Origin of the sequence: Streptomyces sp. NPDC058664, assembly GCF_042716635.1 — a bacterium.
Lineage (GTDB): Bacteria > Actinomycetota > Actinomycetes > Streptomycetales > Streptomycetaceae > Streptomyces.
Genome location: NZ_JBHXRW010000048.1, coordinates 1 through 17,996, shown reverse-complemented (window position 1 = coordinate 17,996; position 17,996 = coordinate 1). Strand labels below are relative to the sequence as shown.

Annotated in this window: 20 protein-coding genes and 1 pseudogene; 14 read left to right on the top strand and 7 right to left on the bottom strand. The window is 71.0% G+C overall.

The window, feature by feature from the left end:
• Position 1: 1 nt before the first annotated feature.
• Together fabI and ACFWUY_RS30560 are read left to right on the top strand one after the other, a co-directional pair.
• Positions 2–778, top strand: coding sequence for an enoyl-ACP reductase FabI (gene fabI / locus ACFWUY_RS30565; RefSeq protein WP_384117104.1), 777 nt, complete (start codon positions 2–4; stop codon positions 776–778).
• A gap of 174 nt (positions 779–952) precedes the next feature.
• Positions 953–1,339 (top strand): hypothetical protein, encoded by a 387-nt coding sequence (locus tag ACFWUY_RS30560; protein WP_384117101.1) that lies wholly within the window; start codon positions 953–955, stop codon positions 1,337–1,339.
• Here ACFWUY_RS30560 and ACFWUY_RS30555 read toward each other — a convergent pair.
• A complete protein-coding gene (locus tag ACFWUY_RS30555) occupies positions 1,308–2,030 on the bottom strand; it encodes a FadR/GntR family transcriptional regulator (RefSeq protein ID WP_384117098.1) in 723 nt (240 codons plus the stop codon). The genes ACFWUY_RS30560 and ACFWUY_RS30555 overlap by 32 nt on opposite strands.
• An 87-nt stretch (positions 2,031–2,117) precedes the next feature.
• On the opposite strand from ACFWUY_RS30555, the gene ACFWUY_RS30550 reads away from it, so the two are divergent.
• The 4 genes from ACFWUY_RS30550 to ACFWUY_RS30535 all read left to right on the top strand — a co-directional run bounded on the left by ACFWUY_RS30550 (position 2,118) and on the right by ACFWUY_RS30535 (position 4,647).
• Positions 2,118–3,611, top strand: coding sequence for a CynX/NimT family MFS transporter (locus ACFWUY_RS30550; RefSeq protein ID WP_384117095.1), 1,494 nt, complete (start codon positions 2,118–2,120; stop codon positions 3,609–3,611).
• Positions 3,612–3,628: 17 nt separating this feature from the next.
• Positions 3,629–3,745, top strand: coding sequence for an SGM_5486 family transporter-associated protein (locus tag ACFWUY_RS30545; protein WP_384117093.1), 117 nt, complete (start codon positions 3,629–3,631; stop codon positions 3,743–3,745).
• Positions 3,746–3,889: 144 nt separating this feature from the next.
• Complete coding sequence (locus ACFWUY_RS30540) at positions 3,890–4,093, top strand: hypothetical protein (RefSeq protein ID WP_384117090.1); 204 nt, start codon at positions 3,890–3,892, stop codon at positions 4,091–4,093.
• Positions 4,094–4,128: 35 nt separating this feature from the next.
• A complete protein-coding gene (locus tag ACFWUY_RS30535; protein WP_384117087.1) occupies positions 4,129–4,647 on the top strand; it encodes a SixA phosphatase family protein in 519 nt (172 codons plus the stop codon).
• A gap of 96 nt (positions 4,648–4,743) precedes the next feature.
• On the opposite strand, the gene serB is transcribed toward ACFWUY_RS30535, so the two are convergent.
• Positions 4,744–5,958 (bottom strand): phosphoserine phosphatase SerB, encoded by a 1,215-nt coding sequence (serB, locus tag ACFWUY_RS30530; protein WP_384117084.1) that lies wholly within the window; start codon positions 5,956–5,958, stop codon positions 4,744–4,746.
• 221 nt (positions 5,959–6,179) lie between these two features.
• On the opposite strand from serB, the gene ACFWUY_RS30525 reads away from it, so the two are divergent.
• Entirely contained in the window at positions 6,180–8,756 is a 2,577-nt protein-coding gene (locus ACFWUY_RS30525) for an FHA domain-containing protein (protein WP_384117081.1), read from the top strand.
• Between the two features lie 79 nt (positions 8,757–8,835).
• On the opposite strand, the gene ACFWUY_RS30520 is transcribed toward ACFWUY_RS30525, so the two are convergent.
• Positions 8,836–9,603 carry a transglycosylase SLT domain-containing protein gene (locus tag ACFWUY_RS30520; RefSeq protein WP_384117077.1) on the bottom strand — a complete coding sequence of 256 codons (768 nt, stop codon included), beginning with the start codon at positions 9,601–9,603 and terminating at the stop codon, positions 8,836–8,838.
• Positions 9,604–10,032: 429 nt separating this feature from the next.
• On the opposite strand from ACFWUY_RS30520, the gene ACFWUY_RS30515 reads away from it, so the two are divergent.
• The 3 genes from ACFWUY_RS30515 (at position 10,033) to ACFWUY_RS30505 (ending at position 12,221) form a co-directional block, all read left to right on the top strand.
• On the top strand, positions 10,033–11,178 hold the full coding sequence (locus tag ACFWUY_RS30515; RefSeq protein WP_384117072.1) for a GAF domain-containing sensor histidine kinase: 1,146 nt from the start codon (positions 10,033–10,035) through the stop codon (positions 11,176–11,178).
• Complete coding sequence (locus tag ACFWUY_RS30510; RefSeq protein WP_384117068.1) at positions 11,171–11,815, top strand: response regulator; 645 nt, start codon at positions 11,171–11,173, stop codon at positions 11,813–11,815. The genes ACFWUY_RS30515 and ACFWUY_RS30510 overlap by 8 nt, the downstream gene beginning before the upstream one ends.
• Positions 11,816–11,978: 163 nt before the next feature.
• Positions 11,979–12,221 carry a chaplin gene (locus ACFWUY_RS30505; RefSeq protein WP_328945375.1) on the top strand — a complete coding sequence of 81 codons (243 nt, stop codon included), beginning with the start codon at positions 11,979–11,981 and terminating at the stop codon, positions 12,219–12,221.
• A gap of 126 nt (positions 12,222–12,347) precedes the next feature.
• Here the strand turns inward: ACFWUY_RS30505 and ACFWUY_RS30500 are convergent, their stop codons facing one another.
• A complete protein-coding gene (locus tag ACFWUY_RS30500) occupies positions 12,348–13,139 on the bottom strand; it encodes a hypothetical protein (RefSeq protein ID WP_384117064.1) in 792 nt (263 codons plus the stop codon).
• 210 nt (positions 13,140–13,349) lie between these two features.
• Here ACFWUY_RS30500 and ACFWUY_RS30495 point away from each other — a divergent pair, with 210 nt between their 5' ends.
• From ACFWUY_RS30495 to ACFWUY_RS30480, 4 genes are all read left to right on the top strand, one after another.
• On the top strand, positions 13,350–14,147 hold the full coding sequence (locus tag ACFWUY_RS30495; protein WP_384117061.1) for an ABC transporter ATP-binding protein: 798 nt from the start codon (positions 13,350–13,352) through the stop codon (positions 14,145–14,147).
• A gap of 75 nt (positions 14,148–14,222) precedes the next feature.
• Complete coding sequence (locus ACFWUY_RS30490; protein WP_384117059.1) at positions 14,223–14,654, top strand: NfeD family protein; 432 nt, start codon at positions 14,223–14,225, stop codon at positions 14,652–14,654.
• Between the two features lie 93 nt (positions 14,655–14,747).
• Positions 14,748–15,686, top strand: a complete 939-nt coding sequence (locus ACFWUY_RS30485; protein WP_384117056.1) for an SPFH domain-containing protein — start codon at positions 14,748–14,750, stop codon at positions 15,684–15,686.
• 92 nt (positions 15,687–15,778) lie between these two features.
• A complete protein-coding gene (locus ACFWUY_RS30480) occupies positions 15,779–16,552 on the top strand; it encodes a sulfite exporter TauE/SafE family protein (RefSeq protein ID WP_384117053.1) in 774 nt (257 codons plus the stop codon).
• A 66-nt stretch (positions 16,553–16,618) separates the two neighbouring features.
• On the opposite strand, the gene ACFWUY_RS30475 is transcribed toward ACFWUY_RS30480, so the two are convergent.
• From ACFWUY_RS30475 to ACFWUY_RS30465, 3 genes and pseudogenes are all read right to left on the bottom strand, one after another.
• Positions 16,619–17,125 carry an HNH endonuclease gene (locus ACFWUY_RS30475; RefSeq protein WP_384117050.1) on the bottom strand — a complete coding sequence of 169 codons (507 nt, stop codon included), beginning with the start codon at positions 17,123–17,125 and terminating at the stop codon, positions 16,619–16,621.
• 164 nt (positions 17,126–17,289) lie between these two features.
• Positions 17,290–17,829, bottom strand: a complete 540-nt coding sequence (locus ACFWUY_RS30470; protein WP_384117047.1) for a YbhB/YbcL family Raf kinase inhibitor-like protein — start codon at positions 17,827–17,829, stop codon at positions 17,290–17,292.
• A 44-nt stretch (positions 17,830–17,873) separates the two neighbouring features.
• Positions 17,874–17,996, bottom strand: a pseudogene (locus ACFWUY_RS30465) (sporulation protein); the annotation flags it as partial.

The window sequence follows — 17,996 nt, the reverse complement described above, 5'->3', positions numbered from 1 at the left end:
CATGAGCGGAATCCTCGAAGGCAAGCGCATCCTCATCACCGGTGTGCTGATGGAGTCCTCCATCGCCTTCCACACCGCGAAGCTGGCCCAGGAGCAGGGTGCGGAGATCATCCTCACCGCCTGGCCCCGGCCGACGCTGACCGAGCGCATCGCCAAGAAGCTGCCCAGGCCCGAGAACGTGAAGGTCCTGGAGCTCGACGTCTCCAACGACGAGCACCTCGCGCGCCTCGAGGGCCTGGTCCGTGAGCAGTTCGGCGACCGTCTCGACGGCATCGTGCACTCGATCGGCTTCGCCCCCCAGGACGCCCTCGGCGGCAACTTCCTGAACACGCCGTTCGAGTCCGTCGCCACGGCCATGCAGATCTCCGCCTTCTCCCTGAAGTCGCTGACGATGGCGCTGCTGCCGCTGATGAGCGAGGGCGGCTCGGTCGTCGGCCTCACCTTCGACGCGAAGTTCGCCTGGCCGCAGTACGACTGGATGGGCCCGACCAAGGCGGCCCTGGAGGCCACCAGCCGCTACATGGCCCGTGACCTGGGCAAGCAGAACATCCGCTGCAACCTGGTCTCGGCGGGCCCGCTCGGCTCGATGGCCGCGAAGTCCATCCCGGGCTTCGACGAGCTGGCCGCCGTGTGGGACAGCCGTGCCCCGCTGGAGTGGAACCTCGCCGACCCCGAGCCGGCCGGCCGTGGCGTCGTGGCGCTGCTCTCCGACTGGTTCCCGAAGACGACGGGCGAGATCGTCCACGTCGACGGCGGTCTGCACGCGATCGGCGCGTAACGGCGTCCCGTAGTCGAATGAGGGCCGTGGGCCCGCCCCTCGGGGCGGCCCACGGCCCTCTTCGTTCCGCAACTCCTGCCCGACTCGAAAAGTAGCGCGAACCACCTCAGACTGGGGCAGAGCGTGAGGTTCCTGTTACTGCGGTTCCTGCTATGACGGGGAGGAGGTACGGGCATGCGCGCGATACGCAACGGCTTCGGCGCCTTCGCCTCCGTCGCCGTTCTGCTCACCGGGATAGCCGTCGCCGCCGAGGTACGGACCGCCCCCGCCCCGGCCGAGGAGTTCCCGGTCACCGCCCCCGAGGCCGGGGAGCCGGAGAACTTCGGCGCCTCCTGCCGCACCGTCGTCCAGGGCTCCCGCGTCACGGCCCACTGCCGCAACCCGTACCCGAGCACCGACCGGGTCCGCCTCCACGTCGAGTGCGAGCGCTGGTGGGACGTCGACAGCGACAGCGCCCCCGTGGACGTCGAACCCGCCGCCCACGCCCAGGTCACCGGCCGCTGCTGGAAGGAGGTCCGGTCCGCCTGGGTCACGCACCAGCCGGTGGACCGGGCTCCGTGACCGGCTCCGGCTCCTCCGACGCGGAGCTCCGCAGGCACATGAAGGGGTAGCCGGCCGCCTCCGCGCCGGCCCGCTCGGCGTCGCCCTCCCGGATCGCGTCCACCAGGCGCGCGTGGTCCATGTGGTTCTCCGGCCGCAGCACCTGCCCGACGTCGTCGCGCAGCCACTCCCGCAGCAGGTCGCCGAGGTCCGCGTAGAGCTCCGTGAGCACCTCGTTGCCCGAGGCGGCGACGACCGCGTGGTGGAAGGCCGCGTCGGTGGTCACGAACCGCTCCGCGTCCCCGGACTCCCACGCCTCTTCCCGTCGTACGAGCAGGGCGTCGAGCTGCTTCAGGTCCCGCTCGGTGCGCCGCCCGGCCGCGAACCGCGCCGCCGCGGACTCCAGCGTCGAGCGCAGCTCGGCGACGTGCCGGGGGTCGGATCCGGCGAAGCGCCGGTGCATGACGCCCGCCAGCTCGCTGGTGGCGATGACGTACGTCCCGGAGCCCTGGCGGATGTCGAGCAGCCCGTTGTGGGCGAGTGCCCGTACGGCCTCGCGCACGGTGTTGCGGGCCACCCCCAGCTGCTCGACCAGCTCGGGTTCCGTCGGGATGCGTGAACCGACCGGCCACTCGCCGGAGGTGATCTGGTTCCGCAGCTCGGCGATCACCTGATCGGAGAGACCTGTACGCCGCGGGTGGCCGAGGGCCATGAAGCACCTTCCCATCGCGTTCGGGGCTGGTCGTCCGGAAAGTTCGAAATTGGACAACCAATCATCCCATGATTCTATGATGGCCCCATGCCTGACGAGCCGAAGACCCTCGACCCCACCGTAGGACCGGCCGGGACCACCGCTCCGGCGGCCACCACGGCGCCGCCGGGACCGGCCGCCACCGCCGCGGATTCTCCCGCACCCGGGCAAGCCCGCCGACCCGACGGAAGCGCCCCGTCCGGCCCGGCGGCGCAGGCCGCCCCCGCGCACCGCTGGGCCCTCGGCCTCGTCACCGTCGGACTCGTCCTGGCCGCGCTGAACCTGCGCCCCGCCATCACCAGCCTCGGCGCCCTCCTCGAAGAGGTCAGCGAGGGGCTCCACATGAGCGGCAGCGTCGCCGGCGTCCTCACCTCCGTACCCCCGCTCTGCTTCGCGGTCTTCGGCATCACAGCCCCGCGCCTCGCCCGCCGCTTCGGCCCCGCCGCCGTCGTCTGCGCGGGCATGGCCGCCATCTTCGCCGGCCTCGCCCTCCGGCCCTTCGCGGGCGGCACCGCCGGCTTCCTCGCCGCCAGCGCCCTCGCCCTGATGGGCATCGCCGTCAGCAACGTCCTGATGCCCGTCATCGTCAAGCGGTACTTCCCCGACCGCGTCGGCAGCATGACCGGCCTCTACTCCATGGCACTCGCCCTCGGCACCTCCGTCGCGGCGGCCGCGACCGTCCCGATGACGGACGCCCTCGGCGGCGACTGGCGCGTCGGGCTCGGCGTCTGGGCGGCCGTCGCCGCGCTCGCCGTCCTGCCCTGGATCCCGCTCCTGCGCGACCGCGACGGCTCGGGCCGTACGGGGGAGCGCGCCGCCTCCGAGGCGAGGACCACATCCACGAGCGCGCGTACGACCACGCCACCGCCGAAGGCCCCGGCCCGGACCCCCACCAAGGCCACGGCACCGCCGAAGGTCCCGACCCCCTCCCAGGCCCCGGCCGCCGCGGAGTCCGCCGCCCCGCCCCGCATCACCCGGAGCCGTACCGCCTGGGCCCTCGGCTGCTTCTTCGGCCTCCAGGCCACCGGCGCCTACATCACCATGGGCTGGATGCCGCAGATCTTCCGCGACGCCGGCGTCCCCGCCACCACCGCGGGCGTGCTCCTCGCCGTCACCATGGTCATGGGCGTCCCGCTCGCCTTCGTCATCCCGCGCCTCGCGACCCGCATGAAGAACCAGGGCCCGATCGTCGTCGCACTCGGCCTGTGCGGCCTCACCGGCTACACCGGACTCCTCCTCGCCCCCGCCGCCGGAGCCTGGGTCTGGGCCGTGCTGCTCGGCGTCTCCAACTGCTCCTTCCCGCTCGCCCTCACCATGATCGGCATGCGCTCGCGTACCGGCGCCGGTGTCGTCCGGCTCTCCGCCTTCGCGCAGAGCGTCGGCTACCTCATCTCGATCCCGGGGCCCCTCCTCGTCGGCGTGCTCTACCAGCACAGCGGCGGCTGGGGACTGCCGATCGCGCTCATGGGCGGCCTGATGGTGCCCCAGATGATCGTCGGAACCCTGGCGGGCAGGGACCGGACGGTCGAGGACGAATGCTGAGATGCGAGACTGGTGCCATGCCAGTCCTCGAACCCCACCCCCCGAACGGCCAGAAGAAGCTGCTCCTCGTGCTCGGCGCGATGCTCGGCATCACGGTGGTCATCGCCGTCATCGCCTCCCTCGCCTCACCGTGACCCCCGGGGGTGGGGACAACCCCCGCGTCCCCTAGGGGGTGAGTATCAGGGTGAACTGGGTGGATCACCTGATGGGGCGGAGAGAGCCCGGTCCGTAGGTTGGAGACAACGCGGAAAACGGTTCCCCACCCCTCGGAGGCGGCCATGTCGGCCCGATCGCACACCAGCACCCGGCCCCTGTCGTCCGGCGTCGACACCCGGCTGCCCTGGTGGGCGCTCGTCCTCCCCGTCGCCGCGTTCACCGCTCTGCTGATGCTGATAGCAGGGCCTGGTGAGGCCCACGCGACCGCCGGCGACCCGGGGGTCGGCGGGGCCCTGGAGCAGATCCGGCAAACGTTCTCTCTCTGAGTCGGCGCGAGCCGTTTCGTGCGAAGCTGAGGACCATGAGCGTCGATACATCCCGCAGGATCGTGCTGCTCCGACACGCGAAGGCGGACTGGAACGAGGAGTCCGACCACGAGCGCCCCCTCGCCGAGCGAGGCCGCGCGGACGCCCCCGTCGCGGGCCGAAGGCTCGCCGAGACCGGCATCGGCTTCGACCTGGCCCTCTGCTCGACCGCCGTCAGAACACGCGAGACCTGGAAGCTGGCCGTACACGAACTTCCGGAGCGCCCCAAAACCGTGTACGAGGAGCGGCTGTACGAGGCCTCGCTCGGCGAGCTCATCGCCCTGCTGAACGAGACCTCGGAGGACGTCTCCGACCTCCTGGTCATCGGCCACAACCCCGGTATGCACGCCCTCGCCGACGCCCTGGCCGGCGACTCCGAGGGCGACACCCAGTCCCGGATGAACCGCAGCGGCTTCCCGACCGCCGCCTTCGCCGTCCTCACCTTCAGCGGCGAGTGGAAGTCCCTGGAGCACGGCGCCGCACGGCTCGTCGACTTCTGGACCCCCCACTCCTGACCGGCCGGCCCGACCGGCACTCCTGTCACCGTACGGAAAAGGGCCCGGCCGTCGTCCGGCGACCGGGCCCCATCGGCGTACAGGCGCCGCCACCGCTCAGTGCAGCAGGTCCTCGGGGCCGTCCGCCGCCTCGACCTCTTCGCGCGTGATGCCCAGCAGGTACAGCACGGTGTCCAGGAAGGGCACGTTCACGGCCGTGTGAGCGGCCCGGCGCACCACCGGCTTCGCGTTGAACGCCACCCCGAGCCCGGCCGCGTTCAGCATGTCCAGGTCGTTCGCCCCGTCGCCGATCGCCACCGTCTGCGCCAGCGGCACGCCGGCCTCCGTCGCGAACCGGCGCAGCAGCCGCGCCTTGCCCGCCCGGTCCACGATCTCGCCGGTCACCCGTCCGGTGAGCTTGCCGTCGACGATCTCCAGGGTGTTGGCGGAGGCGAAGTCGAGCCCGAGCCGCTCCTTCAGATCATCGGTGACCTGCGTGAACCCACCGGAGACGACGCCCACCTGGTAGCCGAGCCGCTTGAGCGTACGGATCAGGGTCCGGGCCCCGGGCGTCAGCCGCACCTCGGCGCGGACCTTGTCGACCACCGAGGCGTCGAGCCCGGCGAGCAGCTCCACCCGCGCGTGCAGCGACTGCTCGAAGTCCAGCTCGCCGCGCATCGCGGCCTCCGTCACCTCGGCGACCTTGTCCTCGCAGCCCGCGTGCGCCGCGAAGAGCTCGATCACCTCGTCCTGGATCAGGGTCGAGTCGACGTCCATGACGACGAGCCGCTGGGCGCGCCGGTGCAGCCCGGCCGAGACCACGGCCACGTCGACCCCGATGGTGCGCGCCTCGACGGCCAGCGCGGTCCGCAACGGCTCGGTCTCGCAGCCGGAGACGGCGAACTCGACGGCCGTGACCGGATACTTCGCCAGCCGGAAGATGCGGTCGATGTTGCCGCCGGTCTCCGCGATCCTGGCCGCTATGGCCGCCGTCTGCTCCGCGGTCAGCGGGTGCCCGAGCACGGTCACGTGGGAGCGCCCACTGCCGCGCGGCCGGTTGTCACCCGTACCGGAGATGATCTCGGCCTGGAGCTTCTGGGACTCGGCCCAGCTGTGCACGGTGGCCCGGAGCTCGCCCTGCGAGGCGACGGTCGGCTCGGTGACGAGCGCGCACAGGACGAGTCGGCCGCGGGAGACGACCTGCTCGATGTCCACGACGTCGACGGAGTAGGCGGCGAGGGTGTCGAAGAGTCCCGCGGTGATCCCGGGACGGTCCTTCCCGAAGATCTTGACGAGAAGGGTGGGAACGTCTGAGGTCTGCGATGCGCTCATGGTGCTTCCACCGTATCGGGCACCTCGTGCCACCCGGCCCCCCGTCCCGCCCAGCGGACACCCGAGTGGTCGTCGGCGCGCTCCGGCGGGACCCGTGGGGGACCCTCTTCCGGGTCTTCACGCGGCCCGACTTTCGGAGAGGGGACCGGGCCTGAAATAGTTCCCCACGATGTTCGCCATCCCTAGACTCCCAGCGACGGGGGTACATCGGGGGACAAGTAGTGGGGCATGGAGTGCCAGAACTCGTACTGGAATTGAACGGAAGGACCTGGACGCTCGATCCGTCCAGGTCGTACACCCTGGGCCGCGATCCGCAGGGTGACCTCGTGATCGACGACGCCAGGGTCTCGTGGCGCCACGCCACCATCAGCTGGGGCGGCCGCGGTTGGGTCATCGAGGACCACGGCTCCACCAACGGCACGTTCCTGCAGGGGCAGCGGATCCACCAGGTGGAGATCGGTCCCGGCTCGGCCGTCCACCTCGGCAACGCGACCGACGGCCCGCGGCTGAATCTCGCCGCCGGAGCCCAGGGCGCGCCGCAGGCCCAGCAGCCGCAGGCCCAGCACGTCCCGGCGCACCAGGCCGCGGAGCAGGCGGCCCAGGCCGAATGGCTCACGCACCAGGCCCCGCCGGCGCACCAGGCCCCGCAGCAGCCGCAGGCTCCACAGCAGCAGGGCTGGCAGCAGCCCCCGCAGCCCGTGCAGCCCCACGTGCCGCAGCAGCAGACTCCGCACCAGCAGGGGCACGGTCAGCACGGCGCCGCCGCGGGGGCGTCGTCGGCCTACGCCGACCGCAGCCCCACCACGTTCCACCAGCTGGCCCTGGGCCACGTCATGCGCATCGGCCGTGCCCTGGAGAACGAGCTGGTCGTCTCCGACCTCCAGGTCTCGCGGCACCACGCCGAGTTCCACGCGACGCCCGACGGCCGCTTCGAGATCCGCGACCTCGGCTCGCACAACGGCACGTACGTCAACGGTCAGCCGATCACCAAGGGCGGCACGGCCCTCCTCGGCCCGCAGGACATCGTCGGTGTCGGTCACTCGACCTTCCGGCTCGTCGGCGGCCAGCTGGAAGAGTTCGTCGACACCGGTTCGGTCTCCTTCTCGGCCCGCCACCTCACGGTCACGGTCGACGGCGGCAAGCAGATCCTCAAGGACGTCTCCTTCGGCGTCCCGGAGAAGTCGCTGATCGGTGTCATCGGTCCGTCCGGTTCCGGAAAGTCCACCCTGCTCAAGGCGCTGACCGGCTACCGCCCGGCCAACGAGGGCGATGTCCTCTACGACAACCGGAGCCTCTACAAGCAGTTCGCCGAGCTGCGCCAGCGCATCGGTCTGGTCCCGCAGGACGACATCCTGCACAAGGAGCTGACCGTCCAGAAGGCGCTGCGCTACGCGGCCAAGCTCCGCTTCCCCGGTGACACCGCCACCGTTGAGCGCGAGGCCCGGATCGACGAGGTGCTGCGCGAGCTCAAGCTCGACATCCACAAGGAGAAGAAGGTCACCTCCCTCTCCGGTGGTCAGCGCAAGCGCGTCTCGGTCGCCCTGGAGCTCCTCACCAAGCCTTCGCTGATCTTCCTGGACGAGCCGACCTCCGGCCTCGACCCGGGCATGGACCGTGACGTCATGCAGCTGCTCCGCGGCCTCGCGGACGACGGCCGCACGGTCCTCGTCGTCACCCACTCGGTGGCCGAGCTGGGCCTCTGCGACAAGCTCCTCGTCATGGCCCCCGGTGGCTCGGTGGCGTACTTCGGCCCGCCGGACGAGGCGCTGAACTTCTTCGGCTACTCCACCTGGGCCGACGTCTTCTCCGCCTTCGAGAACTACCGCGACTACGACTGGGCGGGCCGCTGGAAGGGCTCGCAGCACTACCAGCTCTACGCCGCGGACATCGACGCCGTCGCCGCCCAGCCCGTCCAGATGCCCCAGCAGGCCGCGGCCAGGCCGCCCAAGCCGCAGGGCTGGGGCTCCCAGCTGTGGACCCTGATGCGCCGCTACGTCTCGGTCATCGCCTCCGACAAGGGCTTCCTCGGCCTGATGGTGATCCTGCCGGCCGTCCTCGGCGCGGTCTCGGTCGTCATCCCGGCGGACTTCGGCCTCGGCTCGCCGACCCCCCCGTCCCGCTTCAACGGCGACGCGGGAACGATCATGCTGATCCTCATGGTCGGCATGTGCTTCAGCGGCGCCGCCAACTCGGTCCGCGAACTGATCAAGGAGCGGGTCATCTACGAGAGGGAGCGCGCCACCGGCCTCTCCCGCTCCGCGTACCTGATGTCCAAGGTCATCGTCCTCGGCGTGATCACGGCCTTCCAGGGCGTCATCATCTGCGGCATCGGCTTCTCCACCCGGGCGCTGCCCGCCGAGGGGCTCCTGATGCCGCCGGCCGTCGAGCTGTGCATCCAGGTGATCGCCCTCGGCCTCACCTCGATGATGTTCGGCCTGGTCATCTCCGCTCTCGTGAAGACCGCCGAGAAGACCATGCCGCTCCTGGTCATGTTCGCGATCATCCAGGTCGTGTTCACCGGCATCCTCTTCCAGGTGTACGGCTCGCCCGGCCTGGAGCAGTTCGCCTGGCTCATGCCCTCCCGCTGGGGCATCGCCGGTGCCGGCACCACGCTCGACCTGGCCCGTCTCATGCCGCCGTGGGATCCGAAGGACCCCACGAACACCGACGCGCTGTGGGAGCACACGGCCGGCCAGTGGAGCTTCGACCTCGGCGTCCAGCTGCTGATGGCAGTCGTCTGCTGCGTCGTCGTGGCGCGGCTGCTGCGCCGCCACGAGCCCGAGGTCATGCGCAAGTAGCCACAGACGGCGACACGCCGAAGGGCGGCACCCCGCACGGGGTGCCGCCCTTCGGCGTACGACAGCGGACCGGACGCGATCAGTACGCGCTGTTGACGTTGTCGATGGAGCCGTAGCGGTCGGCCGCGTAGTTGGCGGCGGCGACGAGGTTGGCGACCGGGTCGTACTGGTCGAACTTGGTGCCGGGGATGTGGTAGGCCTTGAAGGTCGGGTAGATGACCTGCAGCAGGCCCTTCGACGGGACGCCGTTGATGGCGTTGATGTCCCAGTTGTTGATGGCCCGCGGGTTGCCGCTGGACTCGCGCATGATGTTCTTGTGCAGGCCGTTGTAGGTGCCCGGGATGTTGTGCTTGTCCATGATGAACAGCGCCTCGCGGATCCAGCCGTCGAGGTTGTTCGCGAAGACCGGGGTACGGGCCACGGAACGGCTCGCGGCCGTCTTCTCCGCGGCGCGCTTCTTCGCGGCGGCCTTCGCCTGCGCCTGGGCCTTCGCCTTGGCGTCGGCCTTGGCCTTGGCGGCCGCCTTCGCCTTGGCCGCGGCGTCGGCCTTGGCCTTCGCGTCGGCCTTCGCCTTGGCCGCGGCGGCCTCCTGCTTGGCCTTCAGACCGATGGTGGTCTGCTGCTCGGTGACGCTGGCGGCCAGCGCCTTCGCCTGGGGGCTGCTCGCGTCGTACGACCAGGCCACCTGCTGGGTACCGGAGAGAGCCACGGGCTCCGTCTCGGTGCTGCCGTTGCCGGGTACGAGGGAGAGGGTGAGCGCTGCGGCGCCCAGAGCGGCGACGCCGGCGATCGTGGCCTTGTGGGTCTTCTTGAGACCACGACTGTGGCCAGGGGTGTTCGCAGACATTCCGGACTACCTCTTCGAATCGCTGGGAGTCGCTCCGCCGGGGGCGGCGCTGCGCCTGCTTGGCGGCGACGGTGGCAATTCTTAGCGGCAGCAAAACCCCGTGGCAAAGGTGTGACGTACGATCCCGGGTAGTGGATCACGGACTCGTGCAGGAGCCAATGAGGCGCCCTTATGTCGGACTCACCCCACCCTGTCCGGCCCTATGAGCGTCCACTAGGGGGCTTCGTAGGTGATGTGGGTCCTATGCCCGGGCTCACACCGGCCCCCTAACGACCTCACCAGCAGTTGCGCCAGCAATGCGCACAGTGAGCCCTCTCCTCCTACGGGATGACAGGGCCTCGGGACGCTACGACCTAGGTCCTCGGTCCCCCTCCCACGCGGGTCTCCGGACGGATACGTACCGTCACGGCCCGCCGGTACGGTGAACACATGAGCCATCGACCGAGCTCCGGCCTGGCCGCCGTGAGCACCGCCCTCCTGGCGATGAGCCGCCACCTGGAGGTCCGCGACGTCCTCAAGACGATCGTCGCCTCCGCCCGCGAGCTGCTCGACGCCGAGTACGCGGCCCTGGGCGTCCCCGACGACCACGGCGGCTTCGCCCAGTTCGTCGTCGACGGCGTCAGCGACGAACAGTGGAAGGCGATCGGCCCGCTGCCCCGGCAGCACGGCATCCTCGCGTCGATGCTCCACAAGGCCGAGCCCGAGCGGCTCGCCGACGTCCGCGAGGACCCCCGCTTCGAGGGCTGGCCCGATGCCCACCCCGAGATGTCCGACTTCCTCGGCCTCCCGGTCAGGGACGGCGACGAGATCCTCGGCGCCCTCTTCCTCACGAACAAGCGCTGCCCGAAGGAGAACGGCGGCTGCGGCTTCACCGCCGAGGACGAGGAACTGCTCTCGATCCTCGCCCAGCACGCGGCCATCGCCCTCACCAACGCCCGCCTGTACGAGCGCAGCCGCGAGCTCACCATCGCCGAGGAGCGCTCCCGCCTCGCCCACGAGCTGCACGACGCCGTCAGCCAGAAGCTCTTCTCGCTGCGGCTGACCGCCCAGGCCGCCGCCGCCCTCGTCGACCGCGACCCCGCCCGCGCCAAGGGCGAACTCCAGCAGGTCGCCGCGCTCGCCGCCGAGGCCGCCGACGAGCTGCGCGCCGCCGTCGTCGAGCTCCGCCCCGCCGCCCTGGACGAGGACGGCCTCGTCCACACCCTCCGCACCCACGTCCAGGTCCTCGACCGCGCCCACACGGCCCGGGTCACCTTCGACAGCCCCGGGACCCGCGCACTGCCCGCCGCACAGGAGGAGGCCGTGCTCCGTGTCGCCCAGGAGGCCCTGCACAACGCCCTGCGGCACGCGGACGCCGAACACGTCACCGTCTCCCTCACCCGCAGCGGCCAGGGCGCGCGGCTCACCGTGACCGACGACGGCAAGGGCTTCGACCCGCGTACGGTCCGCAGCGCCGGGCGCCACCTCGGCCTGGTCTCCATGCGGGACCGGGCGAGCGGCGTCGGCGGATCGCTCACCGTCACCTCGGCCCGGGGCGAGGGCACCACGATCGAGATGGAGGTCCCCGGTGGCTGACAACCGGATCCGCGTCCTGCTCGTCGACGACCACCAGGTCGTCCGACGGGGCCTGCGCACCTTCCTGGAGGTACAGGACGACATAGAGGTCGTGGGGGAGGCGTCCGACGGCACCGAGGGCGTCGCCAGGGCCGAGGAGCTCCGCCCCGACGTGGTCCTCATGGACGTGAAGATGCCCGGCACGGACGGCATCGAGGCGCTGAAGCGGCTCCGCGAGCTCGCCAACCCGGCCAGGGTCCTCATCGTCACCAGCTTCACCGAGCAGCGCACGGTGGTCCCCGCGCTCCGCGCGGGCGCCTGCGGATACGTCTACAAGGACATCGACCCCGACGCCCTGGCCGGCGCCATCCGCTCCGTCCACGCGGGGCACGTCCTGCTCCAGCCCGAGGTCGCGGGCGCGCTCCTCGCCCAGGAGGACTCTCCCGGGGGCACGGGACGCGGCTCGACCCTCACGGAGCGGGAGCGCGAGGTCCTCGGCCTGATCGCGGACGGCCGGTCCAACCGCGAGATCGCCCGCGCGCTCGTCCTCTCCGAGAAGACGGTCAAGACGCACGTCTCGAACATCCTCATGAAGCTCGACCTCGCGGACCGCACCCAGGCGGCCCTCTGGGCGGTCCGGCACGGCCTCACCGACTGACGCGCCCCCGGGGCGCCCCCTCGCGCGCCGGGCGCACGACCGTTCAGTCCTTCATACCGTCGTGTATATGTCCCCCGTTCGGCGCAACCTGTCGGCGGGTACGGCGTTCTCCATGGCGTGCTGCGGCTGACCGGCCGCAGCGATGACCAGGAGGATGTACCAAGTGAAGAACCTCAAGAAGGCCGCTGCCCTCACCATGGTCGCCGGTGGCATCGTCGCCGCCGGTGCGGGTGTCGCCTCCGCCCACGGCGCCGAGGCCACGGGCAAGGCCCTCAACTCGCCGGGCGTCGCCTCCGGCAACCTGGTGCAGGTCCCGGTCCACGTCCCCGTGAACGTCTCCGGCAACACGGTCAACGTGATCGGCCTGCTCAACCCGGCCTTCGGCAACCACGCCCTCAACGGCTGAGCGACCCCGGAACCACCGGCCCCCGGACGATCCCCCCGGGGGCCGGCCCCTTTCCCCACACCCCCCTCGGCCCTGACGGCCCTCCCGGGCCTCGGTCCGCCGGTTCGGGTGGAGGTCCGGTCGGGGTCAGAACCCCCGTTCCCGCTCCCTCTCCTCCACGTACGCGTTGTAGGCGGCGACCTGCGCCCGCCGCGCCACCCGCTCCACCGGCCGCAGCGCCTCCCCCCGCGCCGCCATCTCCGAGGCGCTCACCGCACCCCCGTGACCGTGGTCGTACGCCAGGTCCACCAGCAGGCCCACCCGCTGCGCCAGCTCCAGGACCCGGACCGCCCGCGGCGGGTACCCGGGGGCCAGGACCTCCCGGCCCACCTCCGCCCGCGCCCGGTACGCCTCCCGCGCCGCGTCCGCCGCCGGACCCGAGGCCGCCACGTCCAGCCGGGTCAGCACCGCCGTCGCGTCCCGCAGGGCCTCCGCGAGCTCCCGTTCGGCCTCGCCGAGCGACGGTACGTCCGCCGGCGGAGCCTCCCGCACCGTGAGGCAGCGCCAGACCACCTCCACGTGCACGTCACCCGCCGGACCCGCCTCGGAGACCTCCGGCACGAGACCGTACGGCGCGCCGAAACCCACCACCGCCTCCTCCGCCTCCAACGCGCGCGCGTTGAAGTCCGGCGGTCCGCTGAGCCCCAGCGGATGCCCCGGCGCGGGCAGCGCCACCCGCCACCCGGTCACCCCGAGCCGCCTCAGCCGCCCGAGCGCCAGCGTCAGCCCCACCGGCCGCGCCTCACCCGGCAGCCCCTCCACGCGGTGCACCGCGTCCTCCCCGACAATGGCAAGGGCCGCCTCGTCCGGCGACACCGCCCCGGCCAGCAGGGCGTTGCCCCATGCCGCCAGGCGTCCTGAGCGTGGTTCCGAAAGCATCCCCCCAGCCTAGGGACTCCGGGGCAGCTCCTGGGCCTGTCCGGAAAGTGCCGCCCGGCTCTCCGTGCGGACGGCGGGCGGACAGCGCTGGTTTCCGGACAGGCCCAGGGACGGCCCCGCTCCGTCGATAACGTAGGTTTTCCCCTGGACGCCGCGCCCACCGGCGCAAGGCGACGACACGACTCGACCGCAAGGGGAGACAACGCGCTCATGAGCGATGTACTGGAGCTGGTGGACGTATCCGTGGTCCGCGACGGACGGGCTCTGGTGGACGAGGTCTCCTGGTCGGTCAAGGAGGGCGAGCGCTGGGTGATCCTCGGACCCAACGGCGCCGGCAAGACCACCCTTCTGAACATCGCCTCCAGCTACCTCTTCCCCACCAAGGGCACCGCCCACGTCCTGGGCGAGCGGCTCGGCGGCGTCGGCACCGACGTGTTCGAACTCCGCCCCCGCATCGGCGTGGCCGGCATCGCCATGGCGGAGAAGCTCCCCAAGCACCAGACCGTCCTGCAGACCGTCCTCACCGCCGCGTACGGCATGACCGCCACCTGGCACGAGGACTACGACCCGGTCGACGAGCAGCGTGCCAAGGCCTTCCTCGACCGGCTCGGGATGAACGACTACCTGGACCGGAAGTTCGGCACCCTCTCCGAGGGCGAGCGCAAGCGCACCCTGATCGCCCGCGCGATGATGACCGACCCCGAGCTCCTCCTCCTCGACGAGCCCGCCGCCGGTCTCGACCTCGGCGGCCGCGAGGACCTGGTCCGCCGCCTCGGCCGCCTCGCCCGCGACCCGTACGCCCCCTCCATGATCATGGTCACCCACCATGTCGAGGAGATCGCGCCCGGCTTCACCCACGTCCTGATGATCCGTCAGGGCAAGGTCCTCGCCGCGGGTCCCGTGGAGATGGAGCTGACCTCCCGCAACCTCTCGCTCTGCTTCGGCCTGCCGCTCGTCGTCGAGCGCGTCGCCGACCGCTGGACCGCCCACGGCCTGCCCCTGAAGTAGCGGACGGAGCGCCGGCGTCCCGCACAGCCGCCCGCGCCCTGTCCCGGAGGGCCCCACCCGCCCTACCATGGCCAAGTGGACATCGACGCATGGGTCTGGTGGCTGATCGGCGCGGTGGGGCTCGGCATTCCGCTGGTCCTGACCGCCATGCCGGAGTTCGGCATGTTCTCCGTCGGAGCGGTCGCCGGGGCGGTGACCGCCGCCCTCGGCTTCGGCGTCGTCGCCCAGGTACTCGTCTTCGTCGTCGTCTCGGTGGCGCTCGTCGCGGTGGTACGCCCGATCGCCGCCCGCCACCGCGACGGCGGACCCGGACCGGCCAGCGGCGTCGACGCCCTGAAGGGGCGTCAGGCCATCGTCCTGGAACGGGTCGACGCCACCGGCGGGGGCAGGATCAAGCTCGCCGGCGAAATCTGGTCCGCCCGCGCGCTCGACACCGGACAGACCTTCGAACCGGGCGACCAGGTCGACGTCGTCGAGATCGACGGAGCGACCGCCGTCGTCATGTGACCGAACCTCGCCCATGACGTTCCGTCGTCTGCGAAACTCGATCATGCAAGGCCACCCGGCAGTCAACAGGCAGCGAAGGACACGGGGAACACGATGTCAGCAGTCATCATCGTCCTGATCATTCTGGTGGTGCTCGTCTTCATCGCCCTGATCAAGACGATCCAGGTCATCCCGCAGGCGAGCGCGGCGATCGTGGAGCGCTTCGGCCGCTACACCCGCACGCTCAACGCCGGACTGAACATCGTCGTCCCGTTCATCGACTCGATCCGCAACCGCATCGACCTCCGCGAGCAGGTCGTCCCGTTCCCGCCGCAGCCGGTGATCACCCAGGACAACCTCGTCGTCAACATCGACACCGTCATCTACTACCAGGTGACCGACGCGAGGGCCGCGACCTACGAGGTCGCCAGCTACATCCAGGCGATCGAGCAGCTCACCGTCACCACCCTGCGCAACATCATCGGCGGCATGGACCTGGAGCGGACCCTCACCTCCCGCGAGGAGATCAACGCGGCCCTCCGCGGCGTCCTCGACGAGGCCACCGGCAAGTGGGGCATCCGCGTCAACCGCGTCGAGCTCAAGGCGATCGAGCCGCCGACCTCCATCCAGGACTCGATGGAGAAGCAGATGCGCGCCGAGCGCGACAAGCGTGCCGCGATCCTCACCGCCGAGGGCACCCGCCAGTCCGCGATCCTCACCGCCGAAGGCGAGAAGCAGTCGGCGATCCTCCGCGCCGAGGGTGAGTCCAAGGCCGCCGCGCTGCGGGCCGAGGGCGAGGCCCAGGCCGTCCGCACGGTCTTCGAGGCCATCCACGCCGGCGACCCGGACCAGAAGCTGCTCTCGTACCAGTACCTCCAGATGCTTCCGAAGATCGCCGAGGGCGACGCCAACAAGCTCTGGATCGTGCCGAGCGAGATCGGTGACGCCCTCAAGGGCCTCTCCGGCGCCTTCGGCAACAAGGACGGCAACGTCCCCGGCTTCAGCACCAAGGACGTGCCGGCCGCGCGGCGAGAAGAACCCCCGGTTGACTGACCCGTACACGTAATCTTCGTGCATGATCGGTGCGAGCCCCTCGACCCCGACGACGTCAGGGCGGGGAGGCGACTCACTGACCATGTAAGGAGATGGCGTTGTCCATCTGGGAAGCCCTGGCAGTCTTCGCCGCCGGCATCGGCGCCGGCACCATCAACACCATCGTCGGATCGGGAACGCTCATCACGTTCCCCGTCCTCCTCGCGACCGGACTCCCCCCGATCACCGCGAACGTCTCCAACGCCCTCGGACTCGTCCCCGGTTCCATCAGCGGAGCCATCGGCTACCGACGAGAACTCAAGGGCCAGAAAACCCGAGTCCTCCGCCTCGGCGCCGCCGCCCTCGTCGGCGGCCTCGTCGGCGCGATCCTGCTCCTGGCACTGCCCTCCGAGGCCTTCGACGCGATCGTCCCCGTCCTCATCGGCCTCGCGCTCGTCCTGGTCCTCCTCCAGCCCCGCATCGCCGCCGCGGTCAAGCGCCGCCGCGAACAGACCGGTACGGAGGCCCATCCCGACGGCGGCCCCGCCCTCCTCGTCGGCCTCTGCCTCGCGAGCATGTACGGCGGCTACTTCGGCGCCGCCCAAGGGGTGCTCTACCTCTCCCTGATGGGCCTGCTGCTCCACGACACCCTGCAGCGGATCAACGCCGTCAAGAACATCCTCGGCGCCCTGGTCAACGGCGTCGCCGCCGTCTTCTTTCTCTTCGTCGCCGAGTTCGACTGGACGGCCGTCCTGCTCATCGCGGTCGGCTCCACCATCGGCGGGCAGATCGGCGCCAAGGTCGGCCGCAGACTCCCGCCCACCGTCCTGCGAGGAGTGATCATCGCGGTCGGCGTCGTCGCGATCCTCCAACTGACGCTCCGCTGACGCGAACGACGGAAGGGCCCGCCACCCCACACCGGGGGAGGCGGGCCCACACCGTACGAGACCGGGTCACGCGGCCGATTTCGCCAGCCACTCCGGCAGCTCGGACCGCTCGCTCGCCCTCATCGCGAGCAGCATCGCGTCGGCCGGCGTCGGCTCGAACGGCTGGTGCAGCAACGGCATCCCCGCCTGCTCAGGCGTCCGGTCGGCCTTGCGATGGTTGTCCTCGACGCACGAGGCGACCGTGTTCAGCCAGCTGTCCCCACCGCCCTGGGCACGCGGCACCACGTGGTCGACGGTCGTCGCCCGCCGCCCGCAGTACGCGCACCGGTGCTGGTCCCGCACCAGCACCCCCCGTCTCGACCACGGTGCCTGTCTTCGGAAGGGCACCCGTACGTAGCGGCAGAGCCTGATCACCCGCGGCACCGGGAGATCGACAGCGGCGCCCCGCACCCGCAGATCGGGATGAGCGTGTTCGACCACGGCCTTGGCCTGCAGGACGAGCACCACCGCACGGTTGAGCGTGACCGTCGAAAGCGGCTCGAAGCTCGCGTTGAGTACCAGAGTGTCCCGCATTGTGCCCACCTCCCGTGTGCAGACCCGGCCCCGGACGGGGCTGTCGGGCCTGGATCAACGATGGCCGGGCCGGCCTGGGTCGGACAACGCAATTTCCCGCGCAACAAAAGATGCCCGCTTCTGATCTCTCCAAGACCAGAAGCGGGCAAACAACAAACGAACGATCAGCCCGTGGCGGGAGCCGCGTACTCGCCGATCAACTGGGCCCGACCGAGCGTGTGGAACCGCAGGTTGAACCCGACGGCCGCCGGCGAGGCATCGGCGTCCGGGCCGAGCTTCTCGCTGTCGACCGCGTACACCGTGAAGACATAACGGTGCGCCGGATCCCCCGCCGGGGGAGCCGCACCGCCGAACTCCTTGGAGCCGTAGTCGTTCCGGGCGTGCACGGCACCCGCCGGAAGCCCTTCGAAGGACCCCGATCCGGCACCGGCGGGCAGCTCCGTCACCGACGCCGGGATGTCGAACAGCACCCAGTGCCAGAACCCGCTGCCCGTCGGCGCGTCCGGGTCGAAACAGGTGACGGCGAAGCTCTTCGTCTCCGCCGGGAACCCCTCCCAGCGCAACTGCGGCGAGGTGTTCCCCTCCGCGTACACCTGAGCGTCCTTCAGGACCCCGCCCGGTGCGATGTCGTCGCTCACCACCGTGAACGCCGCCACCGGCGGATGGAAGTCATGGGGGAGCGGCGCCCTCTTGCCCTCGGACACGTCGAGTACCTCCGAATCGTCCGTCAACGCTGACGGGGCCGAGCCTAGAGCCAGTTGCGACGGCCGCCGACCTCGGCGAGCCACTGGTTCAGATAAGCCGCCCAGTCGGTGGTGTGGAAGTCGTCCAGACCCACCTTGAAGGCGCGGAAGGAGTCACTGCCCTCACC